Annotated in this window: 20 protein-coding genes and 1 tRNA gene; 17 read left to right on the top strand and 4 right to left on the bottom strand. The window is 65.7% G+C overall.

Annotation, left to right across the window (positions count from 1 at the left end):
• Window positions 1-5: 5 nt before the first annotated feature.
• The 8 genes from K1X74_12530 to K1X74_12495 are packed head-to-tail and all read left to right on the top strand — an operon-like array spanning window position 6 to window position 8,760.
• Window positions 6-1,142: a glycosyltransferase gene (locus K1X74_12530; GenBank protein MBX7167147.1), complete on the top strand. Its 1,137-nt coding sequence runs from the start codon at window positions 6-8 to the stop codon at window positions 1,140-1,142.
• Between the two features lie 28 nt (window positions 1,143-1,170).
• A complete protein-coding gene (locus K1X74_12525; GenBank protein MBX7167146.1) occupies window positions 1,171-1,851 on the top strand; it encodes a CDP-alcohol phosphatidyltransferase family protein in 681 nt (226 codons plus the stop codon).
• Window positions 1,848-2,672, top strand: coding sequence for a glycosyltransferase family 2 protein (locus tag K1X74_12520; GenBank protein MBX7167145.1), 825 nt, complete (start codon window positions 1,848-1,850; stop codon window positions 2,670-2,672). The genes K1X74_12525 and K1X74_12520 overlap by 4 nt, the downstream gene beginning before the upstream one ends.
• On the top strand, window positions 2,669-4,123 hold the full coding sequence (locus tag K1X74_12515) for a hypothetical protein (protein ID MBX7167144.1): 1,455 nt from the start codon (window positions 2,669-2,671) through the stop codon (window positions 4,121-4,123). Before K1X74_12520 ends, K1X74_12515 begins: the two co-directional genes overlap by 4 nt.
• A 21-nt stretch (window positions 4,124-4,144) precedes the next feature.
• Window positions 4,145-5,281, top strand: a complete 1,137-nt coding sequence (locus K1X74_12510) for a glycosyltransferase family 4 protein (GenBank protein ID MBX7167143.1) — start codon at window positions 4,145-4,147, stop codon at window positions 5,279-5,281.
• Window positions 5,265-6,581, top strand: coding sequence for a glycosyltransferase family 9 protein (locus K1X74_12505; protein ID MBX7167142.1), 1,317 nt, complete (start codon window positions 5,265-5,267; stop codon window positions 6,579-6,581). Before K1X74_12510 ends, K1X74_12505 begins: the two co-directional genes overlap by 17 nt.
• A 34-nt stretch (window positions 6,582-6,615) precedes the next feature.
• Window positions 6,616-6,828 (top strand): hypothetical protein, encoded by a 213-nt coding sequence (locus K1X74_12500; GenBank protein MBX7167141.1) that lies wholly within the window; start codon window positions 6,616-6,618, stop codon window positions 6,826-6,828.
• Window positions 6,829-6,846: 18 nt separating this feature from the next.
• Window positions 6,847-8,760 (top strand): hypothetical protein, encoded by a 1,914-nt coding sequence (locus K1X74_12495; GenBank protein MBX7167140.1) that lies wholly within the window; start codon window positions 6,847-6,849, stop codon window positions 8,758-8,760.
• 89 nt (window positions 8,761-8,849) lie between these two features.
• Here K1X74_12495 and K1X74_12490 read toward each other — a convergent pair whose 3' ends face one another.
• On the bottom strand, window positions 8,850-12,197 hold the full coding sequence (locus K1X74_12490; protein MBX7167139.1) for an FHA domain-containing protein: 3,348 nt from the start codon (window positions 12,195-12,197) through the stop codon (window positions 8,850-8,852).
• 415 nt (window positions 12,198-12,612) lie between these two features.
• Between K1X74_12490 and K1X74_12485 the strand changes: the two genes are divergently transcribed.
• From K1X74_12485 to K1X74_12465, 5 genes are all read left to right on the top strand, one after another.
• Window positions 12,613-12,685 (top strand) — tRNA-Gly (locus K1X74_12485).
• 183 nt (window positions 12,686-12,868) lie between these two features.
• Window positions 12,869-14,404 (top strand): trigger factor, encoded by a 1,536-nt coding sequence (gene tig / locus K1X74_12480; protein MBX7167138.1) that lies wholly within the window; start codon window positions 12,869-12,871, stop codon window positions 14,402-14,404.
• 246 nt (window positions 14,405-14,650) lie between these two features.
• Complete coding sequence (locus K1X74_12475) at window positions 14,651-15,247, top strand: ATP-dependent Clp protease proteolytic subunit (GenBank protein MBX7167137.1); 597 nt, start codon at window positions 14,651-14,653, stop codon at window positions 15,245-15,247.
• Between the two features lie 70 nt (window positions 15,248-15,317).
• The gene (clpP, locus tag K1X74_12470) at window positions 15,318-15,920 is read left to right on the top strand and encodes an ATP-dependent Clp endopeptidase proteolytic subunit ClpP (protein ID MBX7167136.1); all 603 of its coding nucleotides are present in this window, start codon (window positions 15,318-15,320) and stop codon (window positions 15,918-15,920) included.
• Window positions 15,921-16,252: 332 nt separating this feature from the next.
• Window positions 16,253-17,509 (top strand): hypothetical protein, encoded by a 1,257-nt coding sequence (locus tag K1X74_12465; protein ID MBX7167135.1) that lies wholly within the window; start codon window positions 16,253-16,255, stop codon window positions 17,507-17,509.
• A gap of 29 nt (window positions 17,510-17,538) precedes the next feature.
• Here K1X74_12465 and gap read toward each other — a convergent pair whose 3' ends face one another.
• Complete coding sequence (gap, locus tag K1X74_12460) at window positions 17,539-18,561, bottom strand: type I glyceraldehyde-3-phosphate dehydrogenase (GenBank protein MBX7167134.1); 1,023 nt, start codon at window positions 18,559-18,561, stop codon at window positions 17,539-17,541.
• A 381-nt stretch (window positions 18,562-18,942) separates the two neighbouring features.
• Between gap and K1X74_12455 the strand changes: the two genes are divergently transcribed.
• The 4 genes from K1X74_12455 (at window position 18,943) to K1X74_12440 (ending at window position 22,126) form a co-directional block, all read left to right on the top strand.
• Window positions 18,943-19,722, top strand: a complete 780-nt coding sequence (locus K1X74_12455) for a methyltransferase domain-containing protein (protein MBX7167133.1) — start codon at window positions 18,943-18,945, stop codon at window positions 19,720-19,722.
• A gap of 47 nt (window positions 19,723-19,769) precedes the next feature.
• Window positions 19,770-20,072, top strand: a complete 303-nt coding sequence (locus K1X74_12450; protein MBX7167132.1) for a DUF4404 family protein — start codon at window positions 19,770-19,772, stop codon at window positions 20,070-20,072.
• 232 nt (window positions 20,073-20,304) lie between these two features.
• Window positions 20,305-20,967: an STN domain-containing protein gene (locus K1X74_12445; protein MBX7167131.1), complete on the top strand. Its 663-nt coding sequence runs from the start codon at window positions 20,305-20,307 to the stop codon at window positions 20,965-20,967.
• A 130-nt stretch (window positions 20,968-21,097) separates the two neighbouring features.
• Window positions 21,098-22,126 (top strand): MBL fold metallo-hydrolase, encoded by a 1,029-nt coding sequence (locus tag K1X74_12440; GenBank protein MBX7167130.1) that lies wholly within the window; start codon window positions 21,098-21,100, stop codon window positions 22,124-22,126.
• 16 nt (window positions 22,127-22,142) lie between these two features.
• Here the strand turns inward: K1X74_12440 and K1X74_12435 are convergent, their stop codons facing one another.
• Both K1X74_12435 and K1X74_12430 read right to left on the bottom strand, forming a co-directional pair.
• Window positions 22,143-23,171: a DUF933 domain-containing protein gene (locus K1X74_12435; protein ID MBX7167129.1), complete on the bottom strand. Its 1,029-nt coding sequence runs from the start codon at window positions 23,169-23,171 to the stop codon at window positions 22,143-22,145.
• A 115-nt stretch (window positions 23,172-23,286) separates the two neighbouring features.
• Window positions 23,287-25,650 carry a DUF3488 and transglutaminase-like domain-containing protein gene (locus tag K1X74_12430; protein MBX7167128.1) on the bottom strand — a complete coding sequence of 788 codons (2,364 nt, stop codon included), beginning with the start codon at window positions 25,648-25,650 and terminating at the stop codon, window positions 23,287-23,289.
• Between the last annotated feature and the right edge of the window lie 5 nt (window positions 25,651-25,655).

Raw genomic sequence — 25,655 nt, 5'->3', positions numbered from 1 at the left:
CCGCCATGCCGATCCAAATCGTCGTCTTGAATTACAACGGGCGCCACCTGCTCGAGCAGTGTCTGCCGAGCGTCGTGCGCGCCGCGGCAAACTCGCGCTATGAGTGCCGCGTCGTGGTGATCGACAATCATTCGCAGGACGACTCGCGAAAGTTGCTCTCGGCGCATTTCAAGCAGGTGCGCGTGTTCGAGCGCGACAACCGCGGACTGTGCTCGTACAACACCGTGCTCGGCGAACTCGATGGCCAGGTGGCCGTGCTGTTGAACAACGACGTGCAGCTCGACCCGGACGCGATCGATCCGTTGGTCGAGCCGCTGCTCGACCCGACGATCAGCGGCCGTCACCGATTGTTCTTCACCGCCGGCCAATGCTGGCAGTTGGACGACCAGGGCTACGAAGGCTTTCGCACGGCCGTGCGCTGGTCGTGGGGACTAGTACAAGCCACCTGGGATTTCATCGGCTACGAAGAGGGGATCGATCGCCCCGGGTTGACCGCCTCGGCCGGCGCCGCGCTGGCCGTCGATCGCGAGCTGTTCCTCAAGCTGGGCGGGTACGACCCGCTCTACCTGCCAGGGCGCCTCGAGGATCTCGACCTGTCGTATCGCGCGTACCAGGCGGGCTACGTCGGCTGGTATGTGCCCGAGTCGAAGGCCACGCACATTGGCGCCGCGACGTTCAAGCACGAGTTTGGTCAGCGCGGCTGCGAGCGGCTCGCGTTGCGCAACACGCTGTTGTTCCAGTTCAAGAACCTGCTGCATCCCGAACATCGCCTGCGCATGTGGACCGGGATCGCCGTCCGCCTGGTTCGCGAAGTCCTGCGGGCTCCGTGGCTAGCGCCGGGCGAGCGGTTTGCGCTGTGGCGCGCGCTGCCGCAGGCGTGGTTGCGCCTGCGCGAAGCGAACGAGACATCGGGCGAGCGGCATCCTGTGCCTACCCGGTATTTGTTCAGTCGCGAGTGGTGGCGTCATGTCCGCCGCGAGTCGCAGTTTTTCCACCGTTTTTCGCCCGATCAGATGGGAGGCCAGTTGCACCAGGCCACGGTGCCCGGCTACCGGCGCCTCCTGGGGCTCGAGGAAGCCTCGCCACCCCGTTTGCACGAAGCTGCCGACCAGGACGTCGGCACGCATGCCGCGACCGTCTAGGCCGCGGCGACTCGAGGAAGGAACCTGCATGAGCGTGGGCGCGACGATCGCCGTGAACGACCGCCATCGCTGGAGCCGTTGGCACGCCGTGCCGCTGGCCGCGTGGCTGGCCGATCGCCTGGCCCACTCCTCGTTGCGCCCCTGGCAAGTTACGTGCGCAGGGCTGGTTTGCACGCTGGCGGCGGCAGCGATGCTGTGCGTCGCACCGACGTGGCACCTCGCCGCAGCCGCGCTGGTCTGGGCGGCATGGCTCTGCGACCGGCTTGACGGCGCGCTGGCCCGGCGCCAGTCGACCGCCACGGCCTGGGGCGGCTGGCTCGACGCCAACGTCGACGAACTGGGCGACGTCGCGATTCATGCCGGGATCGCGGCAGCCTTCGCGACCGAAATCTCATCGGCCGTATGGGCGCTGTTTGCGGCGTTCGTGGTCGGCAAGTATCTCTTGGTCGCCGGGTTGCGCTTCGAGGAGCAGGTCGTAGCGGCTTCGACCGCGCCGCTCGGAGCCCGCGCGGCACCGGGCGCGGCGAGCCGCGCGCGGCGCCTGTATCACGAACTCGGCGACGCCGACTTGCGCTTGCATTTGCTGTTGGCGGCCCTGGTCTGTCGTGCCTGGCTGCCCGAACTAATCTTCGTGGCTTCCTATTACAACCTGCGCTGGATGGTTCGGTATGTGCTCGTCGCGCGGCGACTGTGCGGAGGTGCGCCTTGAACCGCCTTCCCGCGTTGTCCATCGCGATGATCGTGCTCGACGAAGGCCCGCGCTTGGTACGGCTGCTTCCCCGGCTCGCGTGGGCGGGGGAAGTGCTGGTCGTCGACGGCGGCTCGCGCGACGACTCGATCGCAATTGCCCGGCGCTACGGCGCGCGGGTAGTCGAACGGCGATTCGATCGTTTTGCGGCCCAGCGCAATTTTGCGATCGACCAGGCTCGCGGCACCTGGGTCTTGTCGCTCGATGCCGATGAAACGCCCTCGCCGGCGCTGGTGCACGAGCTGGCCCGAACGCTGGCCGCGCCACGCCATGCGGCCTATCGCGTGCCGATCCGCAGCCGTATTTTCGGCCGCGCGTTCCGTTACAGCGGTACTCAGGACGACCGACCGTTACGGTTGTTTCGCCGCGACACCGCGCGCTGGGAGGGCGACGTCCACGAGCAGCTTCGCCCGAGCGGTTCAGTGGGCTCGCTCGGCGGCTGGTTGGAACACGACACGCTGGCCGATGTGCCGATGTTTCTTGCCAAGATGCGCCGCTACACCGCGCTGTCCGCGGCTGCCCGGATCGAGGCGGGCGCGTCGCCGCGCGCCGGCGAACAATGGATCGCACCTGCTTGGGAGGTGTATCGCCGGCTGGTCCTGAAGCTCGGCCTGCTCGACGGTCCGCAGGGGTGGCTGTTTTGCCTGCTGAGCGGGTTGTCGACCTACACGGAGATTGCCACTGTCCACCGCACGCTGCGGGCGCCGGGCAGCGGCGCCGGGATGCGCCTGGCGCTGCGCCGCGCCTGGCACCGCCTCGTCGTTCAGGAGGCAGGTGGATGAACGCTTTGCCGTTGCTGCCGCTGGTGCTCGATCGCGTGCCCGACGCGCTGCCTCAAGTCCTGGCTCAGGAAGGCATCGCCACGGTCGACGCCCAGTCCGGCCACGACCTGGGGCGCTTTGTCCTGTACGACTCGCGTGCCGTGTCGGTGCCGTGCTGCGGCAATGGCCAGACGCCGATCGACGTCGACCCCTTGCGTGCCGAGTTCGCGGAGGACCCGTTCGCCGCGCTGTGCGACGAGAACACGGTGCGCGGGTCTTGGGCGGTGGGCGGCCTGGAACTGACCGAAGAGATTGCCCGCGTCGACAAGCGGCTCGTGGCGCGGCGCATTGCGGCGTGGCTGCGTGAACGGGTCGAAGCGGCGGGCGGGGTGTGGCTGCGGTTGGCCGCGTTTCCATTTCCCTATCGCAGCGCCTTCAATTTCCGCGTCGACCACGACGATTACGACCCGGCCGACTTTCGCACCACGTTGCACGCTTTGGGCGGCTACGAGCAAGCGGCCAGCCATTTTGTCTGCGCCGCCGATTTCGAGCGGTTTCCCTATGCGCTGCAATCGCTGCGCGGCTGTGACGTCGGCGCGCACGGCTACCGGCATCACACCTATCGTGAGCGCGACCTCAACGTGCAAAACATCCGCCGCGGCATCGACGTACTGCTCCGCGCGGGGCTCAAGGTCTCCGGCTTCGTCGCCCCGCATGGGCGATTCAATCCGGGCCTGCTGGCGGCGCTCGAATCGCTGGGAATCACGCACAGCTCCGAGTTCGGCCTGGCCTACGACGCGTTTCCCTATTTTCCCGGCGGCCGGAGCGTGTTGCAGATTCCCGTCCATCCGGTGTGTCTGGGCCTGTTTCTCGAAGCGGCCAACCGGGCACCGCAAGACGCAGGCACCGCGATCTCGCCGGCGGCGGCAGCCGATCTCGCAGCGGCCTATTTTGAACGCGTCGCCCGGGCACGCTACCTGGCCGGCGAGCCGATCTTCTTCTACGGGCATCCCACGGGCCGGCTCGGACGGTATCCGCATGTGCTGCGGCGGCTGTTGCAGACGGTCGACGAGATGGCGTCGGTCTGGCCGACGACGCTTACTGATTTCGCCGCCTGGTGGCGGCAGCGTGGTCGCGTCCGGTTGTCCGCGTGGGCGTGTGAGGATGGTTTGCGCGTGACCTGCGAGTCGCGGCCTGCCGACTACCGGCTGTCCGGCGAACTTTGGCGCGGCGAGCTCGTCGCGCGAGTGCCGCTGGACGAGAGCGAGCTTCTGTTGCCGTGGGATGCCCTAGTGTTCGAACGCCGCGCGCGCGACGCGACGCCGCGCCCGCTGCGCCTCGATCGCCGTGAAGGGCTGCGCGGCTGGCTGCGCCGAGCGCTCGATTGGGAGCGCGAAACGCCGATCGACGAGATCGATACGACGAGCCTTCGTGGCTGGATGAAAAAGACGCTGCGCCGCGTGCGCAGTTGACCCGCGTAAAGGATTCCGCGCATGGCAGGGATGACGCCACTGGCACGCAAGCGCCGCGCAGGCAAACCAGGCGGCCGCGCACGGACATTGGCCGCCACAGCGCTGGCGCCGGTGCGGCGCGCCTTGCGCGTGCGCCTCGCGGGTGGTCTCGGTGCGTTCGCGGCGCCTGGCGGCGGCGAGGTCCAATTGACATCGACGACGGCGGCGCTCGCTGAGCTGGGGGTCGATGCCCGACCGTGGCGTCCCTGGGAAGATGGTTTTCAGGGGCTCGACGTGCTGCATCTCGTTGGCACGCATCGCGAGTATCGGCCGGTGATCGCGGCGGCGCAGGCGGCCGGAGTCCGCGTGGTTGTCTCGCCGGTCGCCTGGTTCGACCGGCAGGCCGTGTGGCGCGAAGAACGTCCCTTGGCACGCCGTGTGGCGGGTTGCGCCGCGCTTGGCCTCCGCGAGCTGGGCTGGGCGCCGAACGGTTGGCGCGGGGAAATCTATCGGGCCGCCGATCGACTGCTGCCCAACTCGCACGCCGAGTCCGCGCAGCTCCAGCGCCTATTCCAGATTGACCGGGCCCGGATCGCGGTCGTGCCGAACGGCACCGACTTGCGGTTCGCCACGGCGACGCCCGAGGCATTCTACGAGCGCTTTGGTTTACGCGATTTCGTGCTTTGCTGCGGTCGCATCGAGCCTCGCAAGAATCAACTCGCTCTGATTCGCGCATTGGCCGGCCGTGCGTTGCCGCTCGTGTTGCTAGGTGATGCGGTGCCCGGCGCGGAGCGTTACCTGGCGGCATGTAAGGCAGCCGCCGGCGAACACGTCACCTTCTTGCCCGCGCTGGCGCACGACGACCCGCTCCTGGCAAGTGCCTATGCCGCTTGTCGGTGCCTGGTGCTGGCGAGTTGGTTCGAGACGCCGGGCCTCGCCGCGCTCGAGGCGGCACTGACCGGCACGCCGCTGGTGATCACCGAACGGGGCTGTGCCCGCGAGTATTTCGGGACCAGGGCGCACTACGTGCAGCCCGACGATCCGGCGGCGATCCGCCGAGCTGTCGAGTGCGCGGTCGCTGCCGCGCGCTGCCCGGAATTGAGCGAGCACGTCCGGCAGAGCTACACCTGGCGGGCCGTGGCGCAAGCGACGAAAGCGGTTTATGAAGCGATCCTATAACGCGGCATCCTGGTCGGCGCGTGGCCGAGTGCGGCGCGAACTGAAGCAGGGCCGTTATCGGTTCGTGCGGTGGCGCTGGCATCTGGTCATGGGCCTGGTCGATGCGCTTGCCCGAATCTTGATGCGCATGCACGGCGCACTCCGGCGCAGCGTGGCCGACCAGGCGCCAAGCGCGCAGGAGCCGCGCCCGATTCGCCGGCTGTTGGTCATTCAGCTCGATCACCTGGGCGACGCGGTGATTTCGCTCGGGATGTTTGGTCCACTGCGCAAGCAGTTTCCCGAGGCGGAGATCGACGTCCTGGCCGGCGCCTGGACGGCAGAACTGTTCGCCGCCTGCGGTGAGGTGAACCGGGTCTATGTTTCGCGCGTGAATCGCTTTTCGCGTCCACGCTCGTGGTTTTGGCCCTGGTCGCTCGTTTCCTGGGCCCTGCGGCTGCGCAGCGAGGGCTACGACGCGGCGATCGACGTCCGCGGCGAGCTGCCGCACGTCCTGCTCATGTGGCTGGCAGGAATTCCGCGGCGCGTAGGTTTCAGTGCCGGCGGCGGTGGCTGTTGGCTGACGCACAGCGCGCCCTATGTCGCCGGCCGACCTGAATGGCGCTCGCGCGTGGCGTTGCTCGAGCAGCTCGGAATCCAGGTGGACGAGCCTTGGCAACGGCGGATCAACCTGGCTCCCGATCTGAAATCGCGTCGCGCCGTTGCCGCACGATTGCAGACCGACACGCGGCCGCGCCGTCCCGTGTTTGTCGTTCACTTGGGAGCGGGCACCGAGGCTAAGCGATGGCCCGCCCCACACTGGCAGGAACTGCTGGGAAGGCTGATCTTGGCCCACGATGCACGCATCCTGCTGATCGGTACGGCCGACGAGCAGCCGCTGGCCGACCGCATCCTGGGCGCGGCGCGCTGGCCCAACGTGGAAAACCTGCTGGGGCGCTTGAGCCTGCTCGAACTGATTGCCTTGCTGGAACGTGCCGAGCTGTTCGTCGGCGCCGACTCGGGACCAGCCCATCTAGCGGGTTTGTTGGGAGTGCCCACGATCGTCTTGTTCAGCGGCACGAATCATGTGCTTCAGTGGCGCCCCCAAGGTGCACACGTGGCTGTGCTCCGCACGGAACCAGGGTGCAGCCCGTGCCATCGCACGACTTGTCTTTGGGCTGAGCATCCGTGCATGAGCGAGTTGCAGCCCGAGCTGGTGTGCCGGCGGATCGAACATCTGCTCGCGCGGCGGCGCGAAGCGGAACTCGGCTCCAGCTCGATCACCGCGCAGCTCAGGTCTGGCCGCGGACTACGGTTTCTCTAGGCGATGACCGTCTTGTGGCGAAAGGATTCGCACCATGATTGCCCCGTTGAAACAGGACGATGGCCGGCGGCTGGCTGAGTTGCAGCGTTGGCGCCGCGCACGGCGCATCGCGGGCGAGGCGCTGTTGCGCGGCGAGACGCGCCGCCCGACGCCGTTCGAGCCGGTGCCTGCCTGGCAAGCCTGGTTGCTGGCCGGCTGGGTCGCAATGACCGCTGCCGTTTACCTGTGGATCATGCTTGTCCGCTAACGTCCGCCGGGAGTCGCCATGCTCGCGAGCCTCGCATCGCTTACCGCGCTGGGGTTGATCGCCCTCGCCGCCGGGGGAGCGGGCCGCGCGCTGGTGCGGTGGCTCCAGATCGATCGCGGCCTGTCTGGGGCGACACTTGCTGCCTGGACCTGGGGCCTCGGTCTGGCCGCGGCCGGATCGACGGTCGCGATGTTGGGTCTGCTCGGCCTGCTCTATGTCCCGATTCTCGCCCTGGCGACTTTGATCGCGGCGTTGTGGGGGCTGGTCGAGGGCGCCGTCTTCGTACTGGCCGCCCGGCAAGCCGTCGTCACCACCGGTAATCAGCGGATCGACGCCGTCGCGAACCACGAGCCCGCCGTGGCCGAACCGCCGCGCTGGGTCTGGTACGGCGCCATGGGCCTGGCCGCCTTGGTCGTCTCGATTACGTGGTTGGGATCGTTGGCGCCGCCCACCGCGGGCGACGCGCTCTATTACCATCTCGAATTGCCAAAACGTTTTCTTGCCGAGCACCGATTGCTGTACCTGCCTGATCACGACAAGTGCACGTTTCCGCTGCTCGCCGAAATGTGGTACCTGTGGGCGCTCGCCTTGGCCGATGCACCAGCCGCGACGCTGGTTCACTGGCTAGCGGGGCTGCTGCTCGGTTTGGCGACGATGGCCGTGGCCGAGCCCCTGCTGGGTGCGCGCTGGTCGCGGATCGCCGGCGCGGCCGTGCTGCTGGTGCCCGGCGTGGCGAACCAGATGTCGGTACCCATGAACGACCTGGCGGCCGCGGCCTATGTCGCGCTGGCCGTGGCGGCGTACCGGCGCGTGCTCGACGGGCAACAAGCCGGCGCGTGGGCCCTGGCATGTGGGCTGACCTTGGGCGCGGCGCTGGCAACCAAATACCTCGCCGCGTTGGCCATCGTAGCGCTGGTGTCGGTCGTTGTTTGGCGTGCCCTCCAAGGCTCGGCGGCGCATCAAGCGGCCCTGCGGTTGGGCTGGATCGCCGCTTGTGCTGCATTGGTCGTCGCCGCGCCGTGGTATGCGCGCGCCGCCTGGCATCGCGGGAACCCGGTCTATCCGTTTTTTGCGGCTCACCTGGGCGAACCCGCTGCCGAGGCCTTGCCCGACCGCAAGACCCCCCTGCCCTTGCACGTTACGGCGCTGGCCACTGCGCCGTGGCAGATCACTATGCATCCCGAGCGCTTTGGCGGACGCGGTCATCAGCTCGGCGTGCTGCTGCTCGCGCTGCTGCCGGGCCTAGTCGTTGCGCGGCGGCTCCAGGGTTTGGGCGAATTGTTGGCGATCGCGGCGATCTATTTCCTGCTGTGGTATGCGCTGCGTCAAAACGTGCGCTTCTTATTGCCCGTCGTACCGTTGGCCGCGACGGCCATCGTCTGGGTGCTCGCGGAATCTCCGCGACTCAGGCGCGGTCCGCGCGAGATCGTCTGGGGCAGCGTCGCGCTTGTTGGGCTGTTGACGCCGGCGGCCGCGCTCAAGTGGAACGGTGATCGTGTCCAAGTGGCCTGCGGGCTGCAAGCCCGCGACGACTACCTGCTCGCGCATGAGCCCAGCTACCCGGCGGCAACTTTGTTGAACCAGTACGGCGGCGGCCACGCTCACGTTCTAAGCCAGGACTACCGCGGCTTCTATTTCGCGGGCCCGTTCACGTGGGAGAAGCTCTACCGTCTGCGCCGCGGCAATCCCTGGCAGCGAGTGGCTCCCGACGACCTGAGCCGAATTTTGCGCGCCGAAGGGTTTTCGCACCTGCTCTTGGTCGCCGCGCCCGAAGCGCCGCAGATGTTCGACGACGAATTGTGGCGCCTCGTCGAGTCTCAGATCGAACGCGAACGCGGATGCTCGAATCCCAGCCTGGCCACGCTGCACGACTACCAGCGGCGCGACGGCGACGGCCTGGCGCGCCGCTATCGCCTGATTGAGCTGCGCTAACGGACCCCTGGCACATGCGTTAGGGATGTAGTGTTCGGACGCAGGCATCCCACATCATGTGGCGCAAGCCGTGCCTGGTGATCGCAGCTCTACCGCAACCCGCGTAGAAACTCCTGCAGGTCCTCGTCCTCATCTTCATCGGACGCGGCCGCCTCGGCGGCTTTGGGAGCCGACGTGGCATCGGGCTGCTCTTCGAATTCGATCGGTAGCTCGAAGCCTGGCTCGGCGGCGTCGAGTTCCGCGGGCATTTCAATCGCGTCGGGCATTTCCGCCGCCTCGAAGCTCACCTCACGATCGAATCCTGACTGGTCGATCGGATCGACTTGCGGGAGATCCGCCTCGGGCGACGGTACAGCCGCTGCACCGGCCGCGGCCTCACTGGGCTTCGCTTTGCGTCCAAAGGGCCACCAGCTTCGCTTCGGCTGGGCGGGCTTCGGTGCTTTAGGTGCCTTGGCAGGCTTCGGTGGCTTGGTGGCCTTGACCTTTTTAACCTTCTTTCCCGACTTGCCTGCGGGTGCCTCTGCGGCCTCGGCAGGCGGCGGCGAGACGGCCAGCTCGTCGGGCGAGCCGACCATAGAGTAGTCGTCGCTGAAATCGAGTTCGATGTCGGTCGCATCTGCGCCGGGTGCCGCAGCAAGCTCCGGCAAGGAACCCGACGAGGCATCGATCGCTTCGACTGCGTCATCGTCGGCGGCAAACTCGACTTCGGCCGAGGCAACCGGACGCGTCGGCGACTCGCTCAGCTCGAAGTGCTCTTCGAGCGGCGCGCTGTCGGCGTCGAATTCTACCGCGGAGAGTTCCGCTTCGGGCTCCGGCAACGCCAGCTCGGATTCGCTGGCCAGCGCCGTGGGTGCATCGTCGATGGCATCGAAATCGAAATCGATCTCTTCGGCTTTCGCGTTCGCGTCCGGGCCGGAGCCCAGTACGAAGTCGTCCGCTGCGCGCACGGTCTCCTGCGAGGGTGCCAGCTCGGTCACGCCGTCGGGCACCGGCTCGTCGGCGATGAATTCGAGCACAGCCTCGTCGGGCTGTTGCAGTTCGAGCGGCTCGAGCACATGGCCCGTCGCAAACGGATTGCCGGTCTCGACGGCGGGCGAATCGTCGATCGCTTCGACCGACGGTTCAACCGGCAATTCGACTTCGGCCTTGGCTTCGTTCGCTGTGGCCTTGCCACGTCCCCAGAAACTCGACTTTTTCGCCGTTGGCGCGGGCTGGGGAGACTTGGCTTTCGCGGGCGGTTTTTTCGCCGCCGGCTTGGCTGGTTTCGTTGGTTTGGACGGTTTGGTGCTGCGCCCGAATGGCCACCAACCGCGCCGCGCGGCTCCTTGCGTCTTGGCATCCGCCTCGATGACGTTGGCATCGGCGACGGCCCCTGCGCTCGGATCGAAGAGTTCCTCGCCGGGTAGGGCCATCTCCGCCGGGGCAGGCGTCGCCGACGTCTCGTCGAAGGACAGGTCTTGAAAATCAAGTTCGGCCGCTTCGTCGGCCGCCGCAGCCGGGATGTCGAGCGGCGCGGGCTCTGCGTCGAAGGCCTCGAACTCGCCCGGCTCTACCTCGACCTCTTCGGCCGTCGCGGCCGGCGGATCGAGATCGACGAAGAACGACTCATCCTCGTCCGCAGCCGGCGCAGACTCGTCGACCGCCTCGGCAGACGCCGGTGCGGCGGCCGGGGCATCATCGTCGAGAAACGCGAGGGCATCGTCCTCGGAAATGTTCGCCGGGGTCGGTGCCGAGGCAGGTGGTTCGTCAGCCTCGGCGCGTTGAACCACGTCGGCACCGAGCGACTCGAACGAGAGGTCGTCGTCGAGCGTGTCGACCGGCACGGTACCGCCGGTCGATTCCACCGGCCCGCTGGCGACGGTCGCGTCGCCAGTCCAGGGTTCGGTGCGGCCCCAATCGGCGCCGAGTTCATCGGCTACCGGCTGTTCGGTGGCCGGCTCATCTTCGAAACTGATATCTGCGACGGCCAATTCGTCGACGCCTTCATCGGCGCGCGTTGCAGGTCCGTCGCTCGGCTCTTCAAGATCGATGCCTTCGAAGATGAAATCGTCTTCGTCCGTGACCGGGGCATGATCGTCGATCGAAATGTACTTCGCTTCGGGTCCAATCTCGGTCGGCGCGGAGTCTTTGACGGTGAGCCCGGCATCCGCCAGCGCATCGTTGGCCGAGGCCGCTTCGGGCTCCGACGCTACCTCCAGCAGCGGCTCGTCCAGAACGTCTGAAAGCGGCGTGGGGGCTTCATCGAAATCGTTGACGGCGCTGGCCGGTACCGCCGGCTGATCGTCGGCGAGCGGAAAGATCTCGGCCGACGGCTCGTCCCAGTCGCGTGCGTCGCGCGGCTCGTCGCCTCGGTCCAATTCCTCGGAGGCATCGAACGAGAACATCCGGTCCTCGTCCGAGACCAAATCTTCGAGGGGTGCGTCGGCCGAAGCTGCCTGAGCGTCGTCGTCGTCCATCTCGGCCGCCGGCTCGAATGCAACCGGCGCTTCTGACTCCGGCGCGGCAACCTTGGCCGGGGCCGCATCCTCGAAGCCGAAGTCGATCACGTCGGCTGCTTCCGGAGCCTCGGGCGCAAGCTCGCCCTCTGCGACGGCAAATCCAGCGCTGGCCGCCTCGTCGAGCAGTTCGAGCGGCTCGAACTCTTCTTCCGAGGGCTCGTCGACAGCCGGCGCCAACAGCTCGCCCACCGAGTCGACTAGATCGACTTCTTCCGCAGCCGGCGCTGCGGGGGCCGGCGGTTCTAGATCGCTCGCTTGCAGCTCTTCCTGCAAGTCAAAGTCGAGCTCGCCCGCCGGTTCGGCCAGCGGAACTTCCGCCAACTCGATTGACTCGAATTCGCCAACCGGCTCGGCCGCGAACATTGGCTCGTCTACGGTCGGCTCCGCGGCCGCGGCCATAGCGACGGGCTCGTCGTGCTCGAAGTCCAGCGGTTCATCGTCTCCCGGCAACGATCCGGGAGCGTCCGGAGTGATTTCCAGTTCGGCGTGTTCGGCTGGCGCCAGGTCGAAGTCGAGCGAATCTTCGTCGGACACGACCATGGCCGCTTCGGCCTCGGAAGGCTCGTCGGCGGCAACTGTGGGCGCGGCCTCAACAGCGAGCGTGGCCGCGGCGTCGGCCGCAGGCAGGGGGTGGTTGTCCACCCCGTTGACACGCTCGTACATCACCTCGAACACCAGGGGACCCACCGTCAGACGCTGGCCTGGTTCGATCGCCTCCTCTTGGACGGGGCGGTCGTCGACCAGCGTGCCGTTGGCCGAACCGCAATCGCGGACGAACAGCGTGCCGTCGCGCTCGAACAGCTCGCAATGCTGGCGGCTTACGCTGCGATGGTCGATCCGCAGCCATTGGTCGGCAGCACGGCCCACGCTGGCGGGCAGCCGCAGCTTGATCTGCTTGCGGCTTGCGCGACCTTCGATCAGCAGGAGTTTCACATCCATCGGACGCTTCCCGACGGGTAGCAGCAGGGACGAGATGGGGCCGCAGGCGGTGCGGCGACTGAAACGCGCAACTCGCGGCAGCAAAGACAGTACCGACGCCGCGCAACACCTGATCTTATTCCGCTTTGCAGACGCCAGCAAACAACCGCCATACAACCGTTACGAACCGCACCCCAAGCCGCCCGCGGTTGTTCGCGATTTCGACTTCAGCACCAGCGCAGCAGCTCGTGGCTCGCAGTGCCAGCGACGCCGTTTCCCCGGTTGCCAACGGGGTTTAACTGCCCTTGCAAGCCAGCAGTGCGATCCTATAATCCGAAGATTCCATGCGGCCCGCTTGGCAGATGCGTAAGTCCTGTCTGGCTGCCGACCTGCTACTCGCCGAAACGCAGTCCAAAGGCGTCCGGCGAAGGCAACTGCGGGTGTAGCTCAGTTGGTAGAGCACGACGTTGCCAACGTCGTTGTCGTGGGTTCGAATCCCATCACCCGCTTTCACGTCGTACGACCAGGGAGGGTCCGGACGTCGGGAGACCGTCACGGCCGCCAAAACGCGCTGTGCGTCCAGCGACTCACCTGCCCAGGCACTCGCATGGAATGCACGTTCGTACGCGGCGCAGGACGCCGTGGCCGGTTTCATCACTTCCAGGACTAGTTTGCTCAGGATCGAGACGGCCATGGCCCGCAGTGACGAAGACAACGACGACCGCGAAAACGATCTCGAAGATCTGGCCGACAGCGCTCAGTCAGAAGATGGCGCCGAATCGGAAAACGCCGAACCGGAAAAGCTGTCGCTCGACGTAAAGATCGACGCCCGCGGGGCGTGCCAGCGTCATATTACCGTGACGGTGTCGCGCGAAGACGTCGATCGCTATCTCGATCGCGCTTTTGGCGAGTTGCGTCAAACGGCGCTGGTGCCCGGCTTCCGCGCCGGCCGCGCGCCGCGCAGGCTGGTCGAGCAGCGCTTCCGCAAGGACGTCGCCGATCAGGTCAAGGGTTCGCTGTTGATGGACAGCCTCGGCCAGGTGACCGAGGAACACAATCTGGCCGCGATCAGCGAGCCCGACTTCGACCCCCTGGTGATCGAGATCCCGGAAGAAGGTCCGATGACCTTCGAATTCGATCTCGAAGTCCGTCCCGAGTTCACCGTGCCGAACTGGAAGGGGCTGAAGATTGAGCGCCCGGTGCGCGAGATCAGCGATGCCGACATCGACCGGCGGATGCAGGAGGTGCTCACCTCCCGCGCTCGGCTGGTGCCCAAGGACGGTGCGGCGGCCGTGGGCGACTACATCGCCACGCGGCTCACTTTCAAGCACGGCGACGAAGTCTTGTCGTCGAGCGACGAGGAAGTTATCCGCATTCGGCCGGTGCTCAGTTTCCGTGACGGCCGGATCGAAAAATTCGACAAGCTGATGAAGGGCGTGCAGGCCGGCGAAACGCGTACGGCCGAAATGCCGATCGCGCAGGACGCCCCCAACGAAAAGCTGCGTGGCGAAAAAGTCACGGCCGTGTTCGACGTCCTCGAGGTCAAGTCGCTGGAACTGCCGGAGATCACGCCGGCCCTGCTCGACACGTTCGATTGTTCGACCGAGGAGGAGTTCCGCGGCCGGATCGGCCAGGATCTCCAGCGGCAAATCGAATATGCCCAGCAACAGCGTGCCCGCGAACAAGTGCTCGCCGCGTTGACCGTGGCGGCCGACTGGGAATTGCCCCCCGAGTTGCTCAAGCGGCAGACCGAACGCGAAATGCAGCGGATGGTGCTCGAATTGCGTCGCAACGGGTTCACCGACCGCGAGATCCAGGCGCATCAGAACGAATTGCGGCAGAACAGCCTGCAGCGCACGGCCAAGATGCTCAAAGAGCACTTCATCCTCGAACGGATTGCCGAAGAAGAGCAGGTCGAAGACGTGCCGGGCGATTACGACCGCGAAATCGAAATGATCGCCAGCCAGAGCGGCGAAAGCCCCCGGCGGACGCGTGCTCAGCTCGAGAAGCGGGGCATGATGGACATTTTGCGGAATCAGATCATCGAGCGCAAAGTCATCGAGATGATCCTGCAGGAGGCCGCTTTCAAGGACGTGCCTTTCGAGCTGCCCACGGCCGATTCCGAGGCCTTGGACCAGTCGGCAGGCGGGGGGGACGAGGAAGTCATTCCCGAGGCCCAGGAAAGCGGCATAGCCGAGCCGCTCCGGACACGTCCGGAACGCGAATAATAGGCTGGAGCGCACGAACAAGCTTGGAGTGCATGGGGGCGGGTCGATCAGCGCGATGGCCCGCTCCACAAGATCGGTCAGCGAACCAGGCTGGCCGCCACACACGGACGAACAGCCGGCCACGGAAACGACCGGCGAAGATCACTACCCACGGACGATCATTCTGCCCTTGCGAGAGAAGGATTCGGTATGGGGAACGCGTCAGACGCGTGGTTCGAGCGCCGGGGATTGATTGATCCGCGCGCGATGAGTCCTTCGGCCGCTTACCGCGATTATCAGCGGCAGCGGACGATGACGCTCGGCGACCTGCTGCTGGAAAACCGCATCGTCTTCCTGCAGAGCGAAATCCACGATCTCACGGCCAACGAGGTCGTGATGAAGCTGCTCTACTTGCAAAGCGAAAACCGCCGCAAGGACATCCATTTCTACATCAACTCGCCCGGCGGTAGCGTCACGGCGACGCTGGCCATCTACGACACCATGCAAATGGTCAGCTGCCCTGTGGCGACCTACTGCGTGGGCCTCGCGGCCAGCGGAGGCGCCGTCCTGCTGGCCGGCGGCACCAAGGGCAAACGCTACGCCCTGCCCCATTCGAAGGTCATGATCCACCAGCCCTACGGCCAGGTCGGCGGGCAGGTGTCGGACATCGAAATTCAGGCCGACGAGATTCTCAAGACCCGCGACGTGCTGAACACGATCCTGGCCAACCATACGGGCCAACCCAAGGAGCGGATCGCCCGGGACACCGACCGCGACCGCTACATGAACGCCGCCGAAGCGAAGGAATACGGCCTCGTCGACGAAATCATCACGCGCCCGCCGGGCAGCGAAGAGGAAGAATAATCCTTCGCACCGGCGAACCGGCGGCAGCACCCCAGCAACTTTTCCCGACAGACGCGGAGTTAGCAGCGCGATGGCTCTGATCCCCTTTGTGATCGAGAAGACTGGCCGCGAAGAGCGGGCCATGGACATCTACAGCCGGCTGCTGAAAGACCGCATCATCTTCCTGGGCACGGCGATCAACGACGAGATCGCCAACCTGATCGTGGCGCAGTTGTTGTTTCTGCAGGCCGAGGACGCCAAGGCGGACGTCCACCTGTACATCAACTCGCCGGGTGGCAGCGTCACCGCCGGGTTGGCAATTTACGACACGATGCAGTTCATCAATTGCGACGTGGCCACCTATTGCATCGGGCAGTGCGCTTCGATGGGGGCCGTGCTCTTGGCCGCCGGCAGCCGCGGCAAGCGTCACGCCCTGCCCAGCTCGCGGATCATGATCCATCAGCCGCTGGCCGGCATGGAAGGCACTGCCGAAGAGATCATGATTCACGCCAAGGAATTCAAGAAGGTCAAGCAGCGGCTCAACAACATCCTGCTCAAGCATACGGGCCAGTCGCTGTCGAAGATCGAGGAAGATACCGATCGCGACCGGTTTATGGAGGCGGAGGAAGCGCTAGAGTATGGCCTGATCGACCGAGTGATCGACCACATCGAAACCAAGCCCGCCGCCGGCTGAGCGAGCCGCGGCTCGGCGCGATGACCACCGCTAGCAGCCCGCGTGCAGGATGCATGCGGCGCAGATAAGTCAGTAGCTCGTCCCTAAAACGCGAACGTTCGTTCGCTCCCAGACAGCACGGAAGCCCCCGAGACCCCTCGGTAGCAACAGAGCAAGGAAGCGCTCGCGAAGTGTGCGGCTCGCACACGACTCGGCCGCGCGGTGCCCAGCGCGCCGCAGCCTTGCCCAGCGGTCATGTCCCACTGGCAAAATCCCGATCGCGTCGATGGCAGCCCGCTGCGCTCGCAAGCGCGTGCGCGCGGTGGCTGGCGTTCGACGCCTGCGAGGCGGCGATGAACAAGACAAGCGGCCTGTTGGTCCTCGTGCTGCTGGCGCTGGCAACCGGTTGCCGTAACAACCGGGCCCAGACGGCCGTCCACGATCAGCTCTACAGCGAGCTGCGGATGTGGGAAGACGAAGTCGGCATGCTCGAAGACGAGCTGTCGGAATCCGAGGCGAGGCTCGAATCGTGCCGCCGCGAGAATGCAGCGCTGCGCCAGCAGCTCGGTACGCGCGGCGGCGACGAGGCGGTTCCCGCGGACGACTCTGCCCCCGGCGGCGCACCGCCCAGCATCGAGATTCCCCAGGGGTCCGCGCCATCGTTGAGCCCACCCAGCGTCCCCAGCGAGACTTATCCGCCGAACGGGACCGAAGATGCTCCGCCCTATGTCCCGCCGGGAGCACCGGACGAGCGGCTGCCCGACCCGCCGTCGGCAAGGCACCATCAGCGATCCCCCAGGGGGGGCGTGCGCGCCCCGCAGGTCAGCCTGACACCGCGGCAGGACGAAGCCGAGATCACCGACTGGCAGGTGCACGAGATCACGCTGAACCGGCAGCTGACCGGCGGGCACAATCGCGACGGCCATCCGGGCGACGAGGGGATCATGGTCGTCATCGAGCCGCGCAACAAAGCCGGTCAGATTCTCGAAGTTCCCGGCGAGGTGAGCGTCGTCTTGACCGACCCCTCGCGGAGCGGTCCCGCGTCGCGCGTCGCGCGGTGGGATTTTACGATGAGCGAGACGGCCGACCGCTTCCGGCAATCGATCGTCGGCAAGGGCATTCACGTCGAGCTGCCCTGGCCCGCTGAGCCGCCCGTGGGTCGCACGTTGAACCTGTATGTCCGTTATCAGACGGACGACGGCCGCAAGCTGCTCGCCGAGCGGCAGATTCAAATCGATCCCCTGCCGCCGCAACAAGCCGTTCGCGACCCCTCACGGCCGCACACCGCGCCGACCGGCCGCGCCGCGCAGCGCTACGGCGAAGCGTGGGGCGCCCTGCGCGGACGGGCGCCACAGGTCGTGACCGGCCAGCCTGCGCTAGGCCAGCCGCGGAGCGAACCGCCGACCGCGCGAACTGCGCGTGTCGAACGCGTGCCCTACCCGATCGGCGCGGGCGCCGACCAAGAGTTCATCGTGGAAGAACACATCGAGGGCGATCACGCCGTCGATGGCGAGGTGGTGCACGAGGGCGAACTCGACCACGAAGGTGAAACGCCCGCCGACGCGGCGCCATCGCGGCGCAAACCGCAGTGGTCGCCGGACCGGATGTAGACGGTCACCCGCGAATCGCGCGCTCGTGGCTAGAGCAGTTTGCCGACGCGGCTGATCAGGTCGACGGTGCGGCAGCTATAGCCCCACTCGTTGTCGTACCAGCTCACGACCTTCAGCAGGTTGCCGTCGAGCACCTGCGTCCAGTCGGCGGCGAAGATCGAGCTGTGCGGGTCGCCGATGATGTCGCTCGAAACGATCGGGTCCTCGGTGTACTTGAGGATCCCCTTGAGCGGCCCCTCGGCCGCCGCCTTCATCTTTGCGTTGACCTCGTCCTTGGTCACCGGCTTGGCCATCGTGCAGGTCAGATCGACCACGCTGCCGGTGGGCACAGGCACGCGCATCGAGATGCCCGTGAGCTTGCCCTTGAGTTCGGGGATCACCAGTCCGACGGCCTTGGCCGCGCCGGTCGTGGTGGGAATGATATTTAGCGCCGCGGCGCGGGCCCGATAGGGGTCTTTATGCGGCAGGTCCTGCACGTTCTGGTCGTTCGTGTAGGCGTGCACGGTGGTCATCAACCCCTTGTCGATGCCGAATGATTCGTGCAGCACCTTGGCCACCGGGGCCAGGCAGTTGGTCGTGCAACTGGCGTTCGAGATGCAATGCAACTCTTTGGTAAGCTTGTTGTCGTTGACGCCGAGCACGCAGGTCAGATCGGCGCCGTCCTTGGCCGGGGCGCTGAGGATGACCTTCTTGGCGCCGGCCGTGAGGTGCGAGTCGTAGCCGGCTTTGCCGCCTTCGGCGCGGCCGGTGAAGATGCCGGTGCTCTCGACAGCGACGTCGACGTTCAGCTCTTTCCAGGGCAGCTTGGCCGGGTCGCGTTCGGCCAGGGCGCGGATCTTGCGGCCGTTGACCGTGAGATATTGATCATCGTGCGCGACCGTGCCGTCGAAACGACGGTGGATGCTGTCGTATTTCAGCAGCGTGGCCAACATCGCGTTGTCGGTCAGATCGTTGATCGCGACGACTTCAAACTCCGAGCCCCGGGCCATCAGACCTCGAAACACCAGTCGGCCGATGCGGCCGAACCCGTTGATTGCAACGCGAATTGCCACGAAAGTCTCTCCTGTCTAAAAAAATGTCGCTCTGGTCCGCGGGTGCCACGGTTACGGTCATGAAGCTCACATCACGGAGCAGTTGCCGAGCCAGCCAGGCCGTGCCTGGGTTGACTGCGCGTTGCCGTGCTGCGACGGCTGCGCCCTGCGAGCGAGTCTCAATTGGGCGCCGACCGCGGCCAATCCGTGGACCAGGTATTTCGGTCGCGTATTGCACCATTTCAAACAAGCGACGCCCAGGACGAGTCGGACGCCGCGCGGAGCGCGGCGCCGGGAAGGTGCGGGGCTTCCTGACCCTCGGGGCCTAAGGCGTGGCCGGAATTATACTGGTCGTTTTCCCGCTGGACAACGGGCCGGAATCACCGCGCTGCTGCACCAATCATGGCTTCTCCGCTCCCTCCTTGGCGCTTGCCGGCCGGTGTAAACCGTGGCCTTTGGGATTACATCCAGGCCGAGCACATCGCCACCGATTACGACGAGTATTTCGCCTACAACAGCTTGTTTCAGTTCGACGAGGCCGTCCTGGCTCGGCACTTCAAGCAGCCGGGCTTGCTGGTCGACCTGGGCTGCGGCACCGGACGGTTGCTCGTGGCCTTTGCCCGCCGCGGATTTCGCGGCCTGGGCGTCGATCTCTCGCCCCACATGCTCGAGGTCGTCAGGCACAAGGCCCTGGCCGAATGCCTGCCGATCGATTGCCTGCTGGCCAATCTGGTCGAGCTCGATTGCATCGCCGAGCAATCGGCCGATTACTGCATCTGTATGTTCAGCACGCTGGGCATGATCGAGGGCCGCAGGCAGCGTCACCGGGCCCTCACCCACGTGCGCCGGCTCCTCAAGCCCGGCGGCTTGTTCGCCATCCACGTACACAATCGTTGGTACAACTTGTACGATCCCCAAGGCCGCCGCTGGGTGGCGCAGAACCTCGTCCAGTCACATCTGCTGCGCTCCACCGAGCCGGGCGACAAGGTCTACGACTATCGCGGCATCCGCCAGATGAAACTGCATGTCTGGACGCGCGGCGAGCTGGCCAGCGACCTGCGGAGAGCCGGATTTCGCCCCCGGGAGTTCCTGTCGCTCGATACCACGCGGCATCAACCCCTGCCGGCGCCGTGGTGGTTGGGCCGGCTGCGCGCCAACGGCTGGATCGTCGTTTGTGAATAGGGCGGGCGCGGCCATATAGTAGGACGATCGATGGGAGGAGTTGCCCGATGAGCACCGAACCGAGCGACAAGATCCGCCGGACCCTGGCCGAGCTGCATGCCGAGCTGGCCCACGTCGACCAGCTCGACGTCGACGTGAAAGAACTGCTGGCCCGTGCGGCGGCCGAGATTGAAGGCAAGCTGCAAGCGGGAGCAGCGTCGGCGACCGCCCCGGCCGGCACCGAGGCGTCCGGGCAGGCCTCGCTCGAAGAACGCCTGGCCGACGCAGCCCGGCATTTCGAGGTCAGTCACCCGACTTTGGCCGGCATGATCGAAACGCTCTCCAACGCCCTCAGTCAGTTGGGAATTTGAGTTGCCGGGAGTTGGTCCTGCACTGCACTCCACGCCGTGGTGCCGGCAATCTGTGGAGATTTTTGTTGACCAATGGCCCCCGCTATCGCTATTCTGCGCGGCGGCGAGCGATGCTCGGAACCATCGCCCGCTTGGTTGGCCAAAGGAGCCCGGCGTCGTTCTGACGGCGCATTTCGTGGCACTGGCACGTCGGGCAGGTTTGTTTCATCCGCCAGTCGAGAAGGGGAGTGTCATGTCTTGCGCGCGTCAACTTTGTTGCTTGCTTGGTCTGTTGGTTTTGTGCCTCGTTCTCACCCACGGTGCGATCGTCTCGGCCCAGGACTCCGTCCACGCAACGATTGCCATCAACAGCCCCGAGGAATCGGCCGCCTATGCGCGCATCCAAGCGGCCCTCGCTTCGCCGGCCGAGCTCAATTTTGTTGAAACGCCCTTGTCCGACGTGTTCGCTTACCTGAGCGATCGGCACGGCATTCCGGTGAAGACCGATCAACCTGCGCTGGACGATCAGGGCGTGAGTGACGAGGTTGCCGTCACGATGTCGGTCGAGGGCGTTTCGTTGCGCTCCGCGCTGCGGCTGATCCTTGCGCCGCTGAACCTGACCTTTGTGATCGAAGATGAAGTGTTGCTCGTGACCACCGAGGACAAAGCGCAGGAGTACCGCTTGGTCCGTGTCTATCCGATTTCCGACTTGCTGACGGAAAATGAAGACGGCCAGACCGACGAAACGTGCCTGGTCGACGCGATTACCTCGACGATTTCCCCGACGGCCTGGGACGTGGCGGGCGGTCCCAGTTCGATCATGTTTTTCCACGGCGCGCTGATCGTCGCCGCACAAGGCGACGTGCACGAAAAGATCGAGCAATTGCTCTCGGCCCTGCGCAAAGTGCCCCACTAGCTGGCGCTTCGTCGCAGTTTCTGCCGTCCGGTTGTGAGTCCGGCGGTTGCTTGCTAGAACACCCTCAGGCGGCGCGGTTCCCGTGGGGAGCCGTCGGGTGTGTCTTGCCACCGGTTCCCCCTAGCGATCTATGAACACGTTCAGCGAACTGCCTCCCGTGGAGCGGTTCGAGTCGAATACCGGCGCGCGGATCTACCGCATTCCGTGCGAGGCCTTTCCGCAGTTCATTGCCTATATCTACGTGGTGCTCGAAGCCGGCGTGCCGACCCTGGTCGACACGGGCAGCGGCTACGGCTTCAGCAACGATCACCTGCGGGCCGGCATCGCACGGCTCAAGCCGGAGTTCGGCGAGGCGCTGGCGCTGACCGACATTCGCCGGGTGATCATCACCCACGGTCACATCGACCACTTCGGCGGCCTGTCGAGCCTGGTGCGCGAGATCGAGCCGGAAGTGGCCATTCATGAGCTCGACCGCCGCGTGCTCACGGCCTACGAAGAACGCGTCATCGTCGCCACCAAGGCCTTGCGGGTGTTTCTGCAATGGGCCGGCGTAGGCGACGAGTTTCAGCGCGACCTGATGCAGATGTACGGCTTCTCGAAGAAGCACACCAGTTCGGTTGACGTCGACGTCACGCTCAAGGACGGGCAGGTGATCGACGGGATGCACTTCTTGCACACGCCAGGGCATTGTCCCGGCCAGGTGTGCATCCAGATCGGCGACGTGCTGCTCAGTGCCGATCACATCCTGGCCGAAACCACGCCGCACCAGGCACCGGAGAGTATCACGGCCTACACCGGACTGGGCCATTACCTCGATGCACTGGCCAAGGTCCGCGAGCGCGGCGGCTTCGACCTGGCGCTTGGTGGCCACGAATCGCCCATCCGCGACGTCTACAAGCGGATCGATCAAATTCGCGCGAGCCACGAACGCAAACTCGAACGGATGCTGTCCATCATCCGCGAGGCGCCGGCGCCGGTCACGGTCTCCGATATCTCAAAGGCCATGTACCCGAACGTGCACGGCTTCAATATTCTGCTGGCTCTCGAAGAAGTCGGTGCGCACATCGAGTATCTCTACCAGCGCGGCTATCTGGCCGTCGTCAATCTTGACGAAGTCGAGCAGGAAGAGAACCCGGCCCTGCGCTACGAGGCGCTGTAGGCTGCCGGGGCCGTCGTCAGACGCTGAACCGCACATGCAGGATATCGCCGTCCTGCACGACGTAGTCCTTGGGCTCCTGCCGGATCAGGTGGTGAGCCTTGATCTCGCGCTCGCTGCCCAGCCGGATCAGGTCGGCACACGTCATCACCTCGGCACGGATAAATCCCCGGGCCAGATCGGTGTGGATATTGGCGGCAGCTTCGAGCGCCGTGCCGCCTTTGTGCAGCATCCACGTGCGGACTTCCTTTTCGCCGGCGGTGAAGTAGAGGAAGTGCCCCGACGTATCGAGGATCATTCGCAACAGATCGTCGCGGCGCGAGCCGGTCAGCCCCATCTCGCCCTCGAACTCGGCCCGATCCTCGGGCGACATCCGCGCGAGCTCCACTTCGAGCCCTAGCCGCGCGGCGAAGACCGGCGTGCTGCCGCCGACCCGCGCCTGCCAGCGCTCGAGATCCATGTCGTCGTCGGCCGCGTTGACGACGATCAACTTGGGCTTTTCGGTGAGCAGGCGAAACGACCGCGTCGCCCGGAGCTGTTCCTCGGTGAGCTTCACATCGCGCAGCGCCGTGCCGGCTTCCATCTCGGCCAACAGCGGTTCGAGCGCCGCCAGCTCGGCCTGCTCCTGTTCGCGGTTGGGCCGTGGCTTGCGCGTCGATTCGCGCAGCCGCGCGACCCTGCCCGAGACAATCTCCAAGTCGGCCAGCAGCAGGTCTTCCTCGAAGGTTTGCAGGTCTGCCAGTGGATCGGACGCGGCAAATCCGGCCACCACGAGCACCAGGCAGCCCGCCTCGCGGAGCACGGCCAGCCGTTGTGCGTTGCCTTCGTGCGAACGGGCCAGGCCCGGCGTGTCGACCAATTCGAGCGAAGCGAGCGTGATCTTCTTGGGACTGTAGATGGCGCACAACGGTTCGACGCGGTCGTCCGGCACGGCGGCCATCGCACTTTGCCCGACATGGGCCAGGGCCAGGTCGGGCGCCACCCCAGTCAGCCATTGAAACAAGGTCGACTTGCCCGCGCCTTGATAACCGACCAGGCCAATTTTCATGCCGTGCAACTCAATATCTCAGGAGGGAACGGTCCGTTTCAATCGGCCGAACCGTAGGGTGGGAAACGACTTCCAGTCGAGCTCTCGGAAGGGCCGCCGGCGCATGGGAGCATCGTCAACGCACCAAGGGCGGGGCCGCCGCCAATGCGCGGTCCAATTCGGCCAGGGCGTTTTCTACCGCTTCGACTTCGATCCTGTCTAGCGACCGTTGGCCGAATCGCACGCGGTAGAACGTCTCGGCCACCTGCCGTGGCACCCGCGCGATGTCGCTGGCCAGGCCTGCGGCATCGAGTTGACGGCCGACCTGCAGCGCGAATTCGCGTTGAGTTTCCGCCGGCGAGCGTTCCCAGCGGTACCGCGCGAGCAATTGTTCCAGCCGCCGGTAGAAGTCGACGGCGACACGATCGTCGCGCCGTACGGCCAATGCCGCGCGCCGCCACCAATGCTGCGCGCGGCGCAGCGCCTTGCGTCCCAGCCACGCGCCGACGATCAACAAGATCGGCGCGACGAAGAGTAGGAGAATCAACCGCCAGTTGAAATAGTGCCCGTTGGCGATTTCTTCGCGCAGCGCTCGAGGGAAGCCCACGCAGGCCACATAGATCGCTTCCCAGGTGCCTCGGTCCTGGACCGCTTTGATCGCCCAGGACCAGGCATTCATCAGCGGCAGGTAGATCGCCTCCTGCTGGCGGTCAGCGTCCATCCCCATGACGTAATGCGACCACAGGAATTGCGCGTAGTCGCTCATCTGCTGCAGCAGCGGCCAGTACGCCTTGGCGTAGCCGGTCAGTTCCCCGGTGCCGGCACCGGGCGTCGGGTCGAGCAAGATCCAAGAACCTGAGCCCAACACCTGGCCGGCCTGGACGTCCTTGGGGATCTCGCCCGTGGGCACGTAGGCCTCGACCCAAGCATGGGCATGTAGCCGCCGAACGAGCAAATAGCCGCCCAAATCGTTCCAATCGCCGCCCTTGTATCCCACGACCATTCGGGCCGGTATGCCTGCGCTGCGCAACATCAGCACCAAGGCACTGGCGTAATACTCGCAATGGCCCTGATGCGTGTTGACCAGAAAATCCTCGATCGGATCGAGCTGCGGATTTGCGCGCTTGGGCGCGAGCGAGTAGGTGAACTCGGTCGAGGCCCGGAAGTAGCGTTCCAAGGCCTTGGACTTGCGGTAGCGGCTCTGTTCGCCGGTGAGACCGCTCTCCGCCAGCACTTCACCGGCAATGCGGCGCAGGCCGGGCAAGGGGTCTTCGCCATTGCGCGTCGGCATCTGCAGCAGCTCAAAGCGGTTCTGGTACTGCGGCTCCGGGACGCACTTCAGTTGATAGCCGCCGAGCAATCCCGCGGTAATCACGCGATACGTGACACGCGAGCCGAGCTCCTGTTTGTCGGTACGAATCAACCGCCGGTTGGAGCGGTCGAATTCGATCAGGTCCCGGTCGATGATCTCAGCGATCGGATAAACGCTGAACGCAACCTCCGTCTCGGACGGTTCGAGCGTGATTTCTTGTTGCACCAGCTCGCGGCCCAGCGACGGATTGTTCCAGCGCTCGCTATCGGTGGTCTGTTCCAACTGCCACGAGCCGTCTTGGTAGTAATTGAGCAGCACGCCGCGTAGCAGCAGCTCGTCGTGAATTTGGTAGACTTCTTGCGAAGGGTAGTGGGTGAAGCGCACCCGCATCACGCTGGCAGGGCTCTCGATGATCTCGCCGAGCGAACCGAGTTCTACGCGTTCGGTAAAGCCCGTTTCGTGCTGCTCAAATCCGGCCTGGGGCCGCCATTCCGTGCGTCCCTGGCGCGGGATGCACAAGAACAACGCCGCGCCCGCCAGGAGCGACAGGAGTCCCATCCGCGACAGATGCCAGAAGAAACGCCAGTCGATGGTCTCGGCGGTCGCATCGCCAACGAGCCGCGATCCGAACACAGGCTGCAAATCGGCCAGGGGCCAGCGTCGAGGGGGAACGATGCGCGCCTGCGCGGCGGCCAGCGGCGCGAGCCGTCCGCTCTCGAAACGCAGCCGTTCGCGGTGGACCACCAACAAGGCAATCGTGGTCATGCCGACGAAGGCATAGGCCACTAGCAACACGCCGTAGCGCAGCTCCAGGTTCAACGCGGTCGATACCGCGGCCTGCATCAAGCTGATCAGGGCCAAGAGCCAATAAGTGCGCACGGATTTCTGCTGGTACTGCAGGATGAACTGCAAATAGACCATCAAGTTCGCGACGGCCAGTAGTTGTGCCTCGGCCGCCGCGTGGAACAGTTCCCAGGCCGTATACAGCAGCGCCGCGAGTCCCAGCAGGTCGCCCAACCTGCCACGCAGATTCAGCCAGCCGCGGACGTCCGTGAGGTAGACGCTGCTCGCCGAGACGATCACGGCCAGCACGGGCAGCGTGGAATTGCGCTCGCCCATACCCAGCATCAGCGTACCCAGCGCCGCCAGCGCCGCCATGCCGATCTGAAGTGTCCGTTCGACTTTCACGATCG

The sequence above is a fragment of the Pirellulales bacterium genome, from assembly GCA_019694435.1.
Taxonomy (GTDB): domain Bacteria; phylum Planctomycetota; class Planctomycetia; order Pirellulales; family JAEUIK01; genus JAIBBZ01.
The sequence above is the reverse complement of the archived record's forward strand: the minus strand, read 5'-3'. Positions and strand labels throughout refer to the sequence as shown.

Coding starts and splice junctions, on each gene's coding strand:
- K1X74_12505 (MBX7167142.1), top strand. CDS start 5,265: ATGAAGCGATCCTATAACGCGGCATCCTGGTCGGCGCGTGGCCGAGTG.
- K1X74_12450 (MBX7167132.1), top strand. CDS start 19,770: ATGAGCACCGAACCGAGCGACAAGATCCGCCGGACCCTGGCCGAGCTG.
- K1X74_12445 (MBX7167131.1), top strand. CDS start 20,305: ATGTCTTGCGCGCGTCAACTTTGTTGCTTGCTTGGTCTGTTGGTTTTG.
- K1X74_12490 (MBX7167139.1), bottom strand. CDS start 12,197: ATGGATGTGAAACTCCTGCTGATCGAAGGTCGCGCAAGCCGCAAGCAG.
- clpP (MBX7167136.1), top strand. CDS start 15,318: ATGGCTCTGATCCCCTTTGTGATCGAGAAGACTGGCCGCGAAGAGCGG.
- K1X74_12435 (MBX7167129.1), bottom strand. CDS start 23,171: ATGAAAATTGGCCTGGTCGGTTATCAAGGCGCGGGCAAGTCGACCTTG.
- K1X74_12515 (MBX7167144.1), top strand. CDS start 2,669: ATGAACGCTTTGCCGTTGCTGCCGCTGGTGCTCGATCGCGTGCCCGAC.
- K1X74_12465 (MBX7167135.1), top strand. CDS start 16,253: ATGAACAAGACAAGCGGCCTGTTGGTCCTCGTGCTGCTGGCGCTGGCA.
- K1X74_12475 (MBX7167137.1), top strand. CDS start 14,651: ATGAGTCCTTCGGCCGCTTACCGCGATTATCAGCGGCAGCGGACGATG.
- K1X74_12495 (MBX7167140.1), top strand. CDS start 6,847: ATGCTCGCGAGCCTCGCATCGCTTACCGCGCTGGGGTTGATCGCCCTC.
- K1X74_12525 (MBX7167146.1), top strand. CDS start 1,171: ATGAGCGTGGGCGCGACGATCGCCGTGAACGACCGCCATCGCTGGAGC.
- K1X74_12440 (MBX7167130.1), top strand. CDS start 21,098: ATGAACACGTTCAGCGAACTGCCTCCCGTGGAGCGGTTCGAGTCGAAT.
- K1X74_12530 (MBX7167147.1), top strand. CDS start 6: ATGCCGATCCAAATCGTCGTCTTGAATTACAACGGGCGCCACCTGCTC.
- K1X74_12500 (MBX7167141.1), top strand. CDS start 6,616: ATGATTGCCCCGTTGAAACAGGACGATGGCCGGCGGCTGGCTGAGTTG.
- K1X74_12510 (MBX7167143.1), top strand. CDS start 4,145: ATGGCAGGGATGACGCCACTGGCACGCAAGCGCCGCGCAGGCAAACCA.
- K1X74_12455 (MBX7167133.1), top strand. CDS start 18,943: ATGGCTTCTCCGCTCCCTCCTTGGCGCTTGCCGGCCGGTGTAAACCGT.
- tig (MBX7167138.1), top strand. CDS start 12,869: ATGGCCCGCAGTGACGAAGACAACGACGACCGCGAAAACGATCTCGAA.